The organism is Butyrivibrio sp. (assembly GCF_017635265.1).
Lineage (GTDB): Bacteria > Bacillota > Clostridia > Lachnospirales > Lachnospiraceae > Butyrivibrio.
The window spans coordinates 28549-44928 of the sequence record NZ_JAGBLU010000104.1 but is presented as its reverse complement, the minus strand read 5'-3'; the positions used below and the strand labels follow the sequence as shown (position 1 = coordinate 44928).

The 16380-nt window shown below is 38.4% G+C and carries 13 protein-coding genes; all 13 read right to left on the bottom strand.

Annotated features, from left to right (window positions below):
• Position 1 precedes the first annotated feature (1 nt).
• On the bottom strand, positions 2–1138 hold the full coding sequence (rffA, locus tag J6O61_RS12465; protein ID WP_292213761.1) for a dTDP-4-amino-4,6-dideoxygalactose transaminase: 1137 nt from the start codon (positions 1136–1138) through the stop codon (positions 2–4).
• A gap of 27 nt (positions 1139–1165) precedes the next feature.
• Positions 1166–1621, bottom strand: a complete 456-nt coding sequence (locus J6O61_RS12460; protein ID WP_292213758.1) for a GtrA family protein — start codon at positions 1619–1621, stop codon at positions 1166–1168.
• A gap of 14 nt (positions 1622–1635) precedes the next feature.
• Positions 1636–3288, bottom strand: coding sequence for a hypothetical protein (locus J6O61_RS12455; RefSeq protein WP_292213755.1), 1653 nt, complete (start codon positions 3286–3288; stop codon positions 1636–1638).
• Positions 3289–3377: 89 nt separating this feature from the next.
• Entirely contained in the window at positions 3378–4490 is a 1113-nt protein-coding gene (locus tag J6O61_RS12450; RefSeq protein ID WP_292213752.1) for an acyltransferase, read from the bottom strand.
• Complete coding sequence (locus J6O61_RS12445) at positions 4487–6235, bottom strand: ABC transporter ATP-binding protein (RefSeq protein WP_292213749.1); 1749 nt, start codon at positions 6233–6235, stop codon at positions 4487–4489. The genes J6O61_RS12450 and J6O61_RS12445 overlap by 4 nt, the downstream gene beginning before the upstream one ends.
• Positions 6236–6321: 86 nt before the next feature.
• On the bottom strand, positions 6322–7392 hold the full coding sequence (locus tag J6O61_RS12440; RefSeq protein ID WP_292213747.1) for a glycosyltransferase family 52: 1071 nt from the start codon (positions 7390–7392) through the stop codon (positions 6322–6324).
• Between the two features lie 6 nt (positions 7393–7398).
• A complete protein-coding gene (locus tag J6O61_RS12435; RefSeq protein ID WP_292213745.1) occupies positions 7399–8451 on the bottom strand; it encodes a glycosyltransferase family 2 protein in 1053 nt (350 codons plus the stop codon).
• Entirely contained in the window at positions 8448–9533 is a 1086-nt protein-coding gene (gene pseG / locus J6O61_RS12430; RefSeq protein ID WP_292213743.1) for a UDP-2,4-diacetamido-2,4,6-trideoxy-beta-L-altropyranose hydrolase, read from the bottom strand. The genes J6O61_RS12435 and pseG overlap by 4 nt, the downstream gene beginning before the upstream one ends.
• A gap of 12 nt (positions 9534–9545) precedes the next feature.
• On the bottom strand, positions 9546–10619 hold the full coding sequence (gene pseI, locus J6O61_RS12425; protein WP_292213700.1) for a pseudaminic acid synthase: 1074 nt from the start codon (positions 10617–10619) through the stop codon (positions 9546–9548).
• A complete protein-coding gene (gene pseF / locus J6O61_RS19485) occupies positions 10612–12549 on the bottom strand; it encodes a pseudaminic acid cytidylyltransferase (RefSeq protein ID WP_330613784.1) in 1938 nt (645 codons plus the stop codon). The genes pseI and pseF overlap by 8 nt, the downstream gene beginning before the upstream one ends.
• Positions 12546–13748 (bottom strand): ATP-grasp domain-containing protein, encoded by a 1203-nt coding sequence (locus J6O61_RS12410; protein WP_292213697.1) that lies wholly within the window; start codon positions 13746–13748, stop codon positions 12546–12548. The genes pseF and J6O61_RS12410 overlap by 4 nt, the downstream gene beginning before the upstream one ends.
• Before the next feature lie 62 nt (positions 13749–13810).
• A complete protein-coding gene (locus tag J6O61_RS12405; RefSeq protein ID WP_292213693.1) occupies positions 13811–15376 on the bottom strand; it encodes a hypothetical protein in 1566 nt (521 codons plus the stop codon).
• The gene (locus tag J6O61_RS12400) at positions 15373–16380 is read right to left on the bottom strand and encodes a glycosyltransferase family 2 protein (RefSeq protein ID WP_292213690.1); all 1008 of its coding nucleotides are present in this window, start codon (positions 16378–16380) and stop codon (positions 15373–15375) included. The genes J6O61_RS12405 and J6O61_RS12400 overlap by 4 nt, the downstream gene beginning before the upstream one ends.

Sequence of the window (16380 nt, the reverse complement as noted above, 5' to 3'; positions counted from 1 at the left end):
TTCAGTTAAATTTGTAGTACTCCTTAACTCTCATAACTACTTCATCAAGGTCTTCTTCCTTGAGATTATAGTACATAGGAAGACGAAGGAGTCTCTCACTTTCTTTAGTAGTGTATTTATCCTCACCTCTAAACTCACTGTATACAAGACCGGCCTTAGAAGAATGAAGAGGAATATAGTGTGATGCAGGAAGGATGTCATTGGCTTTCAGGTAGTCAATAAGCCCCTGTCTTTCTTCAAAGTCTTTACACTTGATATAGAACATGTGCGCATTGTGAACACACTCTTCAGGAATATAAGGAAGCTCTATCAGCCCCTTATCAGCCATATCTCTGAAGGCATCATAATATCTGTTCCATGATTTTAATCTATTGTTATTAATTTCCTCAGATAACTGTAGCTGAGCATAAAGATAAGCCGCATTCATATCACTAGGAAGATATGACGAGCCCAGCTCTATCCAGCTGTATTTATCGACTTTTCCAAGCTTATAAAGGGTACGATTTGTTCCTTTTTCTCTGATTATGATAGCGTTATCCACATAGGTTTCATCCCTTAAAAGGAGCGCTCCACCCTCTCCCATGCTATAGTTCTTGGTCTCATGGAAGCTGTAGTTACCAAAATCACCAATAGCCCCGAGAGCCTTACCCTTATATGTAGACATTACACCCTGGGCAGCGTCCTCTATAACCAGAAGATTATGGCGCTTTGCAATGTCCATGATAGTATCCATTTCACAACCTACGCCTGCATAGTGAACAGGAACGATTGCTCTGGTTTTAGGAGTTATAGCTGCTTCTATCTTGGTTTCATCAATATTCATGGTATCAGGTCTGATATCTACAAATACGATTTTGGCTCCTCTGAGTGCAAAAGCGTTGGCTGTAGAAACAAAGGTAAATGAAGGCATGATAACTTCATCCCCTTCTTTTATCCCTGCAAGAATTGCAGCCATTTCCGTGGCATGTGTGCAGGAAGTTGTAAGAAGTGCCTTTGTCACTCCTGTCTTTTTCTCTATCCACTCGTTGTCAAGAGCTGTATATTTTCCGTCGCCGCAGATTTTCTGAGCTTCGACACACTCTTTTATATAATCAAATTCTTTTCCTGTGTATGGTGGAACATTAAAATTAATTCTCATAAATTACGCCTTTCTGCCTGATGCCGGTCATTTCTTTTCAAGGAAAATCTTTCTTGATATAAAATTATAAACCATAACCACGCCGGTTGCACCAAACTTAAAGAATACATCCTTGGCAAAGCCTGCGCTCATAATACTCTGAAGCCATGGCCAGTTAAGATAAATAATATCAAATCCTATAAATAAACAAATTTCGTTGATTCCAAGTCCGATGATACTGAGCACCAGAAAAATAACGAACTCTTTTTTTCTGCTCATATCCTCTTTTCTCTCAAAAACGAACTTAAAGCTGAGGATATAGTTGGCAATAACGGAAACAGTAAATCCCAAAAGTGCTGAAATCAGATAGTACTGCGGAAAAGCCATGCTAAAACCTGTAGTTTCAAATACCACATTAAATATTCTGTAGATTACATAATCGATGATAAATGCAATTACCCCAACAACACCAAATTTAGCAATCTGCGCTAACAGTTTGTTCATAATAATACTCCTTATTATCTGTCGTTCTGAGCGAATACCATAAATCTTTCACCCTCGAAGATTTTATTATAACCGTGATTTATAATATAGTCCATTAAAATATCATATTTCATTCCTATATTGGCATAGTCTGCCATGTCTTTTCCAATGATTACAGTTGGTGTCGGCGCTTCTGATACTGAAAGATCCATAAGCTGATTATCAAAATTTTCAATGCTGTAGCTGTCAAGATCAGGCCACGTTGTATCAATAGCCGGAGTCATATCAAAAAGATATGAAATTCCGGGAATGCCTCCAAAAAGAATGACTTTTGTTCCAAGAAGATTGTTTTCCTTTAAGACCAAAGACAACTCCTCTAAAGTCTCCGCATTATACTGAGTTGTAACCATATGCTTTGCTTTATCAATACTTACAAGACTGTCTCTTGGCGTTCCGTCTGCGCCGTCCATAAATGAATATCCAAAATGGAAAAAGGCTCCCTGTATAAAAAGAACTATAAGAATAAATGTAAACACGGCTTGCCAGGCGAAGTTAAAATGTGCTTCACCGGCTCTTTGCATCATTCTCCTAAAAAGCCACAGAACTATCGGAGCAATCAAAAACATGTTATTAAGAATAGGAAAAGTGTAATTATTACTTCCTATCGGTGTGATCAAAATAAGCATAAGTGCAGTAAATGCCAGCGTCTGTTCCTGTCTGCTTCCGTTAAGAACCCCAAGACTTCCTGTAACTGAAAGAATTATTCCAAATATGATGAACATCATGGCAGCCTGAAACATGGAATCATAGTAATAATAATTTCTTGTAAACACACCTGTGGAAAAATAATACTTTGTAAGAACCAAAATTCCACAGACATATAAAATTTTCTTTATCATCACGTATTTTTCCGGTATAAGCAGGAACATAATTATCCCAGCCGCAATGCATGGAACAAGAATAAACATATTGGATAAGGTTGTACCATAAGCTTCAAGAATAAGACCTATCATGCCACCTGACGAATAATCGGAAGCGCCTTCGGTCATCCCAAAAAGTCCTGCAATTCCCTGAATATAAGCTGTAGGACCATATTTTATGACGGTGTATAAAAAAGGAAGTCCAAATCCTGCCAGAAATCCAAGAATACAAAAGCCGGTTCTTTTTATGACTTCACTGAACCTGTCTTTTGTGACAAATCCGTAAAACCATAAAACCAAAATAAGTGACGTTTCTACAATATTGGGAAATCTTACCATCACGTTAAGTCCCAGAAAAATACCGGCAAAAAACAGATATAAATTCTGTCTTTTCCACCCGAATATGCCAACCAGCAAAAGGATTGTTCCTAAAGTAAAGAAAAGGTATGTCAGATAATTGTAAAGAATAACTCTGGGACTAAAACAGATACTCTCTGCTATAAATTCACCTATAAAAATCATCCATCCGGGCATGAATTTCTTGAGGAAATAGTAGGAAAACAGAGCAATAATGCTGGTTACAAAGCTGCAATATATGCTAAATCCAAGCATCGTGCCTGATCCGGGAAGGTGCATTATTAATGCTCCCGTTACATTACTAAAATATGTGGAGAAGAGCCACATTGGATTAAGAGTTTCAATAAACTCAAAATTGGCAAGGGAATACATGGTATCAGATATATCAAGGCCCTGATTAACACCGATCAAAGGGTACAACAGCAAAATAACCGGAAAAATATATCTTTCCAGTGGCGCCTGAAACTTTTTTAAATTATAAAAATAGCTCCTGATATTTTTTAACATAAATCCTGATCCAATTGTCTTATTTTATTAAAAAGCCATGTGTCATGTAAAACTCTGCCAACATATTCGAATATTATCTTACGTATCCAGTCCACAAATACTCCTGCCGCAAAAATTATAATAATAGATACAGCCAGATGCAGAGCATAAAGCGGAACGCTGTAAGTCGGAACGGGTCCAATAAGATGCTCTATCCACTCTACCCATCTATCCTTCATTTCGATATGCATATGCAGCAGATAAACCCCAAAGGTAAATGGCGCTACGAATCTAATAACATCTGCTGCCTTATTTTCTTTTGCCCTGTAGTATCTAAAAAAAGAAAACAGCCCAAGAGATCCTGTCAGGGTAAAGAAGAAGTTAAGATGAAGAGGTACTTCTGAATAATAAATAAAACCGCCTGTAGTAAGGTTAATATAGTAGAGCACAAAGCTCATAACTGCAATAATCACACAAGATGCAAAAAATACAACAAGACTGTTTCCCGCATTGTAGAATACTTTTACATCATATTTGCGAATGTAGGCTGCTATCAGATAAAGAACTATAAACCAGCCAAAGTCATATCCATAGTGATCTGTCACAAACATTACCGGTACAAAACTCTTTATTATGCAGAACCAGATAAGAAGACCTATAATAACTGCCTTCATCTGTTTTCTTGAAAGATTATTGATTCCGGCATTCATTACAGGTGCCAACACGTACATGATAATATAGGCTGTAATAAACCAGTAATGCTCTGAAGAAATCGGAAATATGTATTGAGCTATTTTGTATATGTTGTCATTGGGGTGTACCACATAAGTGCCGGCAATGATCATGGCAATTGAAATGAGAATAGTATAAAAGTAAACCTGACAAATAAGCTGCAAAATTCGGGAAATTCTAACCTTCGTCCCGGAGAGAAAATAGCCGCTGATAAACACATATGTATTAAGTCCTGTTATACAAAAAGCTTCCAAAATGGTTGCATAAGCCTGTACTCCTGTAATAGGCTCTCCTAAATGAAGAAGGGTATCACAGTGAGCATTGTAATGCAGCACCAATATCATAACCATCGCTATTATTCTGAGCAGCTCAAAGCCCACATTTCTTTTTGTCATTTAATCACGGCCTTTCCATCAGTTATGCTGTAAACCATATCGCATTTTTCAATAGTCTGAAGTCTATGAGCAATAATAACAAGTGTCTTCCTTCCATGTAAACGATTAATTGAATCCATAATAGCTGCTTCTGTTTCATTATCAAGAGCTGATGTTGCTTCATCAAGCACCAGAACTTCCGGATCCTCAAAAAGAGCTCTTGCTATTCCGATTCGCTGCCTTTGTCCACCGGATAATCTGATACCCCTTTCTCCAATTCTGGTATCAAGACCTTCAGGAAGACTTCTTACAAATTCATCGAGAGCAGCTTCTTTAAGAGCCTGCCACACCTTGTTATCATCTATTTCATCGTCAGCGTAACCAAAGGCTACGTTCTTTCTGATTGTAGAATCGATCATAAATATAGTCTGCGGAATATAACCAATATTTTTAAGCCACTGTGGATAATGCTCCATAACGTCAACACCGTCTGCGTAGATGTGACCGCTTACAGGCTTTAAAAGTCCGAGCATTACATCCACAATAGTGGTCTTTCCTGCACCTGATGTTCCAACAATACCTACAGACTTCCCTACAGGAATTTCCATATCGGCATTATCAAGAACAAATTTATCTGTTCCCGGATATTTATAGGATATATTATCAAGGGTAATGCTCTTAAGTACAGGTAATTTTTCTACTTCTTTCTTTTTCCTGTAATCCTCACTGTTATATGAAATAGAACCATCATGGATTTCCATCTGAAGATTATCGCTTACATTCATAAGGAAAGGCTCAAAATACGCTATTGAAGTCAGATAGTTATTTATCCTGTTGGCGCTGGGAAGAAGTCTTGCTGCTGCAGCTGCTAAAACTGTAAGCTGCGGAAGGAGCTGAGTAAGGCTTGTTCCTCTTGCCATAACAACGAGCATATAGCCTACCATTCCTGCAATGGCAATTGTTTCTATCAAAAGTCTTGGAGTGGAATTATAAAGGTTGTATTTCTGAACTGCATTAACATATCCGGCTCCGCAGTCAGCATAACCGTTTATGAAATAATTCTCTTTGTTGGCTATCTTTATTTCCTTTATTCCGGTAACAGACTCATCAATCCACTTATACAGACCGCTGTAATAGTCCTGATTATCCTGTCCGGCCTTAGTCATTACAGGCTTGATAAAGTATTTGATAACAAGAAGGACAAAAACTAATAAAGCCGCTATAGTAATTGTCATTTCAGCATCCTGACTGATCAAAATTGCGACAAGGCAGATGAATACAATAATCTCACTTATGAGCTGAAGACTGCTGAGGATCAGTCCATACATGTTATTGACATCAGATGTTATGTTTCTCTGGATTACGCTTGTATCGGCATTAAGATAATATTCATAAGGCCTTTGCATGAAGTTGATCATCATTCGTCTTGATGTAGCAAACTGATTGGTATAAACGAATCTAAGCTGAACAACATTCATGAAAAAGAGAAATATATTCTTTATTACAAATACCAGTATCAGCATAACCATAATAAATGCTGCAAGCTGGGTCGGAGATGAAAAATTAAATACATTGTAAATAAAAGAAAGGATAGTGCTTTTCTGAATCTGCTCAGGATCGACTACAACCTGCATAACAGGGGCAATAAGTGCAATTCCCATGGATTCAAGAACACCACCTATAAGCATCATTATAACTATGCCCACCATCTGCCTCTTTTGTTTGGCATCAAGGAGCTTCATTACTTTTTTATATATTTTTCGCATAAAATAAACCCTTCTGTTACTATTTATCAGTTTGCTTGCTTCTACAAGTGATTTGCACAGTTAAAGCTTAACAGTAACAATTTTATTTAGTCGGTAATAGCCTCATTTTGTCTGTGAATCTCAGGAGCCTCATATTTATCCATAAAATCATCTCCCAAATATATCTTTTCATTCACAAATTCAATTGAATCCACAACAGTATATACAGAGACCAAACGATCAAATTTAATATTTTCAATAAAATTTAGCATTTCCATTGGAAATGAGCCATCCAAAATAACAGCTTCCGGGAATAACGGACTATAATCCAGCAGGTCTCTTGGGTGTTGCTTAATAATAACGCTTGCTTTTTGACCTTCAATCTCGCCATATTCCTGAATAATATCCTTAAATATTTTAGCCCTTGTGTCAAGGTCACATAAAGGTTCTGACAAAACCAGCAATGTCCCGGTCTTTCCTGCAACCTTCTTTTGTATTTCCTTAGTGTCATCTACAAAAAGATCAAGCATCAGATCCTTTTCTGTCTGTGTCAATCTATCTGTAAGATTCTTTCTGGGAAGTTCCACGTATTTGGGACAAGGATATTTAAGAACTGAAATGTCGTTGACCTCCATATCCAAACAGTACCTGCTATATCCGTTCTGAATATGGATAAGTCCCATTGACGCCATCCATGCTTTTATTTTAAAGTGTCCTCTGTTGTCATACCTTGCTGTGTCATAATATCTTATGCAGTCAAGCCCATCTTCAAGGGCATGGTACTTTATCTTTTTATAATTAAGATAATAGCCTATTGGATCAGAGTCGCAAAATACGTAAATGTCTCTATACTGAGAAAAATCCATGGGAATATATTTTTCCTGAAGCTGTCCGAATCTTCTGCAAAATTTGATGCGCTTAAGCATATTGATTGCTATATTTCCTGAATCTTCCTTTAAAGGCTTAAGCTCAGGAAAAAAAGTATCAAGCTTTTCATCATACTCAACAACTTTATCAAAGATCGGGTTCTTTTTTGCCCTTTCAACCATCTTGCCAAAGTTATTGGACATCTTGGAAAGTACAAGTGTAGCCTTTCCTTTATCTCCTATATAAAATTCCTTCAAACATGCCACATACACATGATAGAAGGTGTGGCACACATATATTCTGTCTTTCATCTTGGTTTATTTTCCACTTCTCAAATCTCTATAAAACCACAATAGTCTGTAGTAGGCATAAAAAAACAGTTGTGATTTCATTTGATATGCGATAAGCTTTTTCTCTTCTGGATGTATCTTATCAATGTAGTAGCTGTTACTTTGAAAATCCGGAAATGTTTTTTTCATTTCCCCGGCCAGAGCCTTGGTAAACGCATAACACCCTTTTACCTTTGACTTTTTAGGCATAGCAGAGAAAAGAGTGTTTACATAGAATAACACGGTGTATTGAAACTCAATCTCATCTCTGTACTCTTCAAAATAACCATTAGCCTTTGCTTCTCTGATGATCTGTCTTCCTGCCGTCATCCTGTCTTCAAGATTCTTTCTTGAAATACTGTGGACTGTTGAAGCCTGATGCTGATAATAAAAATACAAAGGCTCCCGAATATACTCAAAATGCCTCGACCTTAGCATCCACGTATTACTTACCGCGTTATCCTCATAGAATATATCCTCAGGAAATACATCAAGTTTATCCCTTGTACCTGGCTCATAGTCACCAACTATCAGATTTCTTTTGTAAACCTTAACAACAAGACTCCCAGTCTCTAATAACAGATTTTTATAGCGCTCTTTATTCATAACACCGGTTTGGCTATCGTTATTGTTATGAACAATTTTACCGACTTTAAAGCTGTGCTCATCAGTAAGGCAATAATCGCAGCCGACCATATCTGCGCCTGTTTCTTCGGCCTTTTTTAAAAGTCTCTCATAATAATCCGGAACAATCCAGTCATCAGCATCTATAAATCCAAGCCAATCGCCTTTTGCCATGGCAAGACCGATGTTCTTGGCTCCGCCCTGATGATGATTAACCGGCGAATGTACTGCTATAAATTTGTCGGGATACTGTGCCTGAAAACGCTGCAGCACTTCAAATGAATTGTCTGTGGAACAGTCATCTACTGCAATTATCTCATAATCTGAAATAGTCTGGTTCACAAGACTATTAAGACAATAATCCAGTTTTCCCTCACCGGCCATATTATAAACAGGCACTATTATGCTTAACTTCATGCTAACTCCATTATTGCTTTTGCAATTCTCAAAGCACCCTTTCCATCTATAAGAGATCTGGCACTTTCACTCATTCTTTTCCTAAAGCCTTTGCTATCAACTGCAGCAGTCCCCCAGGTAACAATTTTCTGGGCAAGTCTGTGATTATCTCTGGCATCACCTGCGTACCTTACAGCCCCGGCCTTGTCAAATGCCTTTACAAATTCCATCTGGTTATCAGCCATACTGTATACTACTGTAGGAACTCCGACGGCGCAAAGTTCATATAAAGTGGTTCCTCCTGCCGAAATGGCAAGATCAGCCTGCTTCATTATATCAGCCATATCAGATACACCTTCAAAAAGTGTTACCGATGGATTAACTTTGGCAAACTCTCTAAGCTCCCGTTTATAGTCTTCCTCAAAAAGTGCCCCAACAATAACAAGACATCTGAAATCATTGAATGCAAGTACTTTTCTGCAAGGGCTCTCTTCTGAATAAATTTCCTGCAGAATTTTCCCAATCACATGATATGGATCAGTTCCTCCGGAGGATAGAAATGCTACTTTCGCATGTTCTCTGGTCTCGTAATCACACTTGGCAAATTGAGATCTTAAGGGGGCATACTTTACTCCAAGGAGTTGTTTTTTGGCACTATAAAAATTTTCCGGTATCTCAAGATCATAGTTAAGTATAAAGTCCACCGGATAATCAAATTTGTACAGATCATCAATATATCCTGTTTTTGTGGATAACCGGTGTTTATTTATCAATCCATTGATGCCATCAAAATATTCTCTTTCAAGATAATAGGAATCCATCAGATAAAAATCCGGTTTTTCATTTGCAAACATCTCATCCAGAACGTTTAAGTCACCCAAAGGCTCTGAATAGGTCGTATTAAGCACTTTTGATGTGTAAAAAACTCCGTCTTTTTCAGACATATCTTTGAGAACTCTCTCACTTTCATTATCTGAAAGGATAAACTTAACTGATGCGCCCAAATCAGCCAGTTCTTTGGCAATAGTCATACATCTTCGCATGTGCCCAATGGCTATACTCTCATTTGCATTTGTTTTGATCCAGATCTTTTTGCTTCCCATTATGCCTCCCTATCAGCAGAAATCTTCCTTGTGAAGTGGTTCCCCTCTAAATAGATCCTTTGAAGCAATTTTACCTATTACGTTTTCGTACTCAATGGGTGCAAGCCCGCTTCCCTGCTGGGGCCTGATAGATCTGATATTTTCAGAAGTCAGAGCTTGCCCTTTTTTAATGTCCTCAACTACAAACAGTGACCTTGCCCCTTCTCTTTCTTTTTCCTGAAAAGGAGTTAGTTTGTACTCACTGTCGCCAAGCGCTTTTTCCGTTATCCTGATACTCTTTACCATTTCGGCAAACTCTTCCGGTTCCATTGAAAAAGCACTGTCTGCTCCGCCATCAGCCCTTCTTAAGGTAAGATGTTTTTCAACCATTCTGGCTCCAAGTGCCACCGCTGCTATAGGAACAGTCCACCCCATAGTGTGATCCGAAAGTCCCATAACACATCCATATTCCTCCGCAAGCCCACGAATCATGTTAAGATTCACATCCTCATAGGGCGTAGGATAAGCTGATACACACTTAAGCAGAACTATATCTTTATTTCCTTCCTGAACACAGGCCTCAATAGCAAGCCTTATATCATAGGGCCTTGCAACCCCCGTTGCCAGTATTATTGGCTTTTTTTTGGATGCGCACATCCTTATAAGCGGAATATCTGTGATCTCGTAGGAAGCGATTTTTATAGCCGGCACATTCATACCTTCAATAAAATCAAGTGATGTTTTATCAAAAGGCGTTGAAAAGCAGTCCATTCCAAGCTTATTGGCTTCTTCCATAAGCCTTGGCTGCCATTCCCATGGTGTATATGCCTGCTGATACAATTTATACAAAGTCATTCCATCCCACAGAGTTCCGCCATCAATCTGAAAATAACTCTTATCGCTGTCTATGGTCATGGTGTCAGCTGTGTATGTCTGAAGCTTTACTGCATCTGCTCCGGCCTCTTTAGCTGCATGAATTATCTCGATTGCCCTTCCATAATCATTGTTATGATTGGCAGACATCTCAGCAACAATATAAACCGGATCATCTTTTCCAATATAATGATCTGCAAGTTTTATCCTTTGATTCAGTTCAAATTTAGGCATTTAAAAACCCTCCCTGAAAGTGGTTCTTCATCAGGTATTCGTCATTGGTCCACGGCGTTCTTGCTTCATAGCATGTTCCATCTGCTTTTTTTACATATACTGCCGGGAAATAGTGGATAAAAAGAGGCGTCAGACAAACAGTATATCCACCGGCGTTTGTAAATACAACTCTGTCTCCTGCTTTTAACTCTTTCCCATTATCAACAGGAAACATTCTGTCATATTCCATACATGTAGAACCGCAAATCATCTGCTGTGGGACAATTTCTCTTTCTTTCCCGCATTCTGCATACTCCAGCCTATGAGGATACCATCTTCTGGTAACCTGCGGATTCATATTCACTCTGCTTCCATCAATGATAACATAACGGTGCTGTCTGACATCTTTGGTATCAATAACACTTGTCACAAATTCAAAGCATGAGGACACCATGGATACTCCCGGTTCCATAACAAGCTTAGTACTATTAACATCAAAATATTCAGAAAGAACCCCCGCTATTGCAGGCACATAGTCCCTAAAGTCCGGCTTATCTGCTACTCCGCCGTAGTATCCGCCGCCCATATCCACATAATCAAGCTTAAGTTCAAACTCTTTTGCCACAAGAACAGCGATTTTTGCCAAAGCCTTATAAGCTTCTACAGATCTGGATTTTGTAGAAGAATGAAGGTGAAGTCCGGAAATCTTCACGTTTGAAAGACTTTTTACGAAATCAATAACCTTTTTAAGCTCACCATTTTCATAACAGTAACCAAAGCGGCTTCCTTCCTCGTCTGCCAAGACTTCATCAGGTATGAGCCCGGCTATGTCATAGTTTACCCTTATGCCAATGTTAAATTTCCTGTCAGGGTTGGCATTAGCCAGCTCTTTTAACCATTCAGGCTCGTAATTTGAGTCCATATTAACAAGGCCTCCGTTTAGAAGAACCTCTTCAAAGGTATCCTTGTCCTTAATCGGGCCATTATAGATTATTCCGGAAGAACTAAATCCAATCCTTCTTGACAATTCATACTCTTCTTTTGAGACAACTTCCGCATAAAAATCATTGTCACAAAAATGTGCAAGAAGCCATGGAAGTGAATTGGTCTTAACCGAATAAGAACATATGTAATTATTCCAATTAGCCTTTAATGCGCCTTTTAGCATATTGATATCTGAGTCAAGAGCACATTCATCTATCCTGTAATATGGTGTTTTTAAGGCAGCATCATCGAATTTGACTGTTCCTTCACTCTGATTCGCAGATTTTTTTGCTTTTAATGCCTTGAACTTTTCCTCAGCGATTCTCCAGTCCTCAAAGGTGTCAATATCCTGAACTTCATCTTCACTTAAAATAACAGGAACCATATCATCAACATCAGTGGTATTATCCCTGAAAAATGCATCTGTTCTGCAAGCATAAAACTGTCCACTGTCATGATAAAGCTTTTCAAGATCCTGAGATCTGGTAGTTGCAAATTCGGGATACTTTCTCACAAGTCTCTCATTTTCGATTACAAAGCCTCTCTGCGGAGGATATGAAAACTGAGTAACAGGTGTTACTGATTCATGCTCATCAAGTCTTTCCATTGCTTCTGCCAGTCTCCCGGCCGTAATAAAAGGAGCTGTTGGATATATACAGCAAAACCTGTCAAAATTTCTGCCTCTGTCTTTATATGCTTTCAATACTTCAGCAATTACCTCATCTGTAGTGGCATAGTCACCTGCTGTACTTTCAGAGCGCATAAAAGGCACAACTGCTCCATATTTCCCGGCAACTTCTGCTATTGCCTCATCATCAGTGGATACCATGACTTCATCAAATGCTCCACTTTCAATAGCAGCAGATATCGAATATGCAATTATAGGCTTTCCGCAAAAATTCTTTATATTCTTTCCGGGAATTCTTTTGCTTCCGCCCCTGGCTGTTATAATTGCAACGCTGGTCAAAATACATCCTCCAATTCAAACTCATTTTTTATATCATTACAATAGTGGTCAAGTTCCTCTCTTGATGAAGCTTCAATAACGAAAAAGCCCCTTCCCATAACTGAAGCGCCATTCATGACTTTTCCAAGGATCATGCCAGGCTCAATATTACACTTCCAACTCTTTAACGGGTACTTTTCCAAAAGGTACTTTTCATCGGGAACCTTGTTAACTCTCACATTCTCAAAATCAAAATATCTGATAACCATATGTTTTTTCACGTTGGGCTCAAATACATATTTTCTGCCCAAATCCGGCAAAGCATATTTTATGAACTCAGAAACCTCATCAACCCCGCTTGCCATTGGAGTAAACAGGTTGTGAAGATTATGACCTGAAGGCCTTGCTGAAGTCTCAATAAGGAAAGGATTACCATTTGCATCCTTTATAATATCCGCGTGAATAAGGTTATTCTTAAATCCAAGAGTATCGCCAGCTTTTTGCATAAGGTCTTTTATCTTATCAAAAAATTCTTTGTTATCTTCATCCTCGATAATTGAATAATAACCAACACACTCTCTGTAAGGAGGCAGCGTATTTTTCTTGCCGCGAAGCAGTATCAGTCTGAAAAAGCCATCTGTAAATACTCCATCAACGCCATATTCCGGTCCATCTATGCAGCTTTCTATACAATAATCCTCATCAAAAGGAAGCTGTGACAAAAAGTCTGCGGCAAGTTCCTCTTTTGTATTATAAATCTGAACGCCTCTGCTCCCTGAACCAAACCTTGGTTTAACCACAACCGGATAGCAGTTGTTTAATTCATCCGGATCTGCATACTCACATCCTGCCGGAATCAGGTACAGCTCTGCATTTCTAAGACCTTTTTCATGAAGAATTCTATGAAATTCATATTTGTCGGTACAAAGTTTTGCAGCCGTTTCTGTAACGCCGCAAAGTCCATAATAATCATTGATGACGCCTGTTGTTGTAAGATATCTTCCGATTGGAACCGGAAGTACAATATCCGGAATGTTTTCATCAAGAACTTCAATTACCTTCTGTGGATCTCTTATATCTACTACAAAAGACTTATCTGCAGCTTTAAGGCCGGGGGCGTTTGAGTCTCCATCAAGCGCTACCACCTCAAGCCCCATCTCTCTGGCTTTTCCTATTGTATAAATTGACTCTGAGCTTGCGCCAATTACTGCTGCTCGCATACTTTACCTCACTTTGTTTTTCATTATAGCATGCCTTGAAAAGAGAATAAGAAAATATAAGCCTAATTAAACTCATAGGTAGTCCACATATCCTCACTGCTGATATATGTCCTTGTACCTATATTTTGACATGCACTTTGCAGATTCTTTATTGCATCCTCCTGACAAGAATTATCAGCTACATAAAGAATTATCTTGTCCGAATTCTTTATAATTTCATCTTCTATCGGTTCCGGATTTTCCTCATTCATATAGAAAACTTTGTCATACTGAAGCAGCTCATCAGTCAATCTCCAAACATTGTATGGAGTGGCGGGATTATACATAACAATTGATACTGAATCCGAATTATCAGCAGCATATTCTATTTTTGCCGCATCTTCTCTGTATAAAAAAAGCACATTTCCATCCACAATGAGACCTTTCAGCAAAAAAGCTGCCATAGCCGCAGTAAATGCGTAGAGGTACGTCTTATTGTCTGCTGCATCAAACACATAGTATATATCCCAGAAAACAAGCAAAATGATCAGACCATAGATTGGCATTTCATATCTGTTTGAAGCACTTCCGACCAGGAGAGCCGATTTGGCTGTAAGAAGAAAGTAGGAAATTGTTCCGATTGCTAAAATAACTGCTTCAGGCCTTATCTTTTTGTGTTTTTTATTTTTTATCATAAGCGCCATGATAGCCATAACAAGAAGAAGCGCCGCTATTAAAAGTCCGCCTGCAAAGACATAATCATTTAAAAGTCCTATAAAAAAAGAAATCCTTGCAACCGTATTCTTTATATCAAATAAACTACCTGCAGCATCACTTCCTCTGTAACCTCCAAACATATGGTGGAGACTGGCAGGATAGGTTAAAACTGCAAGTCCCATAGACACGATGCAGGAAACAACATAAATAATGGTGTTATAAATATCTTTTTTGTAAAAAAACATCCAAACTGCAAGGCTAAAACCAATACTTACAAAGAAAAAGATGTAAAAATACTGAATCAGAAACCCGACATAGGAAACCACCATTACAGGAAGCATGAGCCTTACAAAAAACTGCTTTGGAGAGTTCTTATATCTTTCATAATCCTGCATAACACTTATATGGGTATAAGCACATAAAAATACTGCTGCGGTAAGCCATGCATACATTCTGACCAGCATATTGCAGGATATAGTCTGAGGATTAAGTCCCCAAAATATCAAAGTAATAATCTGAACATAGTAGGGAACTGCAAGTCTTTTCATCAGAGCTCTCAGTGCAAAAAAAGAAATAACAAACGCAATCAAATTTGTTATAATACCTGTCCATTTTGTAAATACTCCGGGTACAAGAGAGCAGATAGTGTGAAATATCATGTAGTACACAGGAGGATGCACATCCCATGACTGAACCAGTTTCACAAGTCCATAGTTAAAGCCCTCGCCTTTTTTTACCACATATTCATCAAGAATAGTCTGTCTGTCCTGCCACTGCCTGTCAGGCTCATAAAGTCCCAAACTTCTGTTGGATGAATAATATGTATAGTATTCATCCTCGTGAAAACCTTGCTTTTGAAAGCCATAATACAAGCTGGCAAGAAGCGATATTATCAATATTATGTATATTGAAGCTCTTTTTATATTACTCATAGTCCTCTTACCAATGCATGGGCCTTTCGGATAAATCTGGGCGCAGGTGCCAAAATACACAGATAAAGCTTCTGCTTTAAAGTCAAGTATCGGTTAAACAGCGCCTTTAATAAATTACTTCTGATATTTTTTACCACATCAATATAAAATCTGTTATCTACGGTCATCTTTGAAACAGGAATATGCAAAAGATAATCAAGTCTCTGAACAAATCCGAATCTCTCCGCAATTATCTCAAGATCGGGATAGTCCTTCTTTACAAGCTTAAGCGCAACGTCTGCATTTCTAACAATGTCAGTAAATACAGAAGGGAAATAATCTTTATCCTCTTTGTTTTTTCTGGAGTTACTGCCAAGCCTGTAAAAGACATGGTAATACTGCTGTGGAAGGATGACCAGTTTATTAATGTACTTAAGGATATGTATCATGAGATAAAAGTCTTCGTTGAGTTCACCCTCGGGAAACCTGAATCCCTGTTCAAAAACCTCTTTCCTTGTTATCCTGGTACAAAAAGAAGCATCTCCCACGTGCAACAAAAGCCTTTTCATCTGCTCTTTGGGCGAGATAATTTCCACTCCTTTGGGCGGTATAACCACATCGGGCAATTTATTGCCTTTTTCATCAATTTCATCTCTGGAAGTCTGGACCATATCGGCATTATTTATCAGTGCCGCCTGCATCAAAGTAGTGAACATCTTACAGTCTACAAAATCGTCACTGTCAACAAATCCGATATATTCCCCTCTTGCAGCTTCTATTCCAACATTTCTGGCACTACTTGAGCCCCCATTTTCCTTGTGGATAACTTTTACGTTAGAATATTTATCCGACAATTTTTGAGCTACTTCAAGAGTATTATCTGTCGAACCATCATCCACCACAATTATCTCAAAAAGTTCCTTGGGATAATCCTGAACCGCCAATGACTCCACACATTTGCCAAGAAGACTTTCCACATTATATGCAGGTATTATTACCGTTAGTGACTTGTACATTCCGGACAT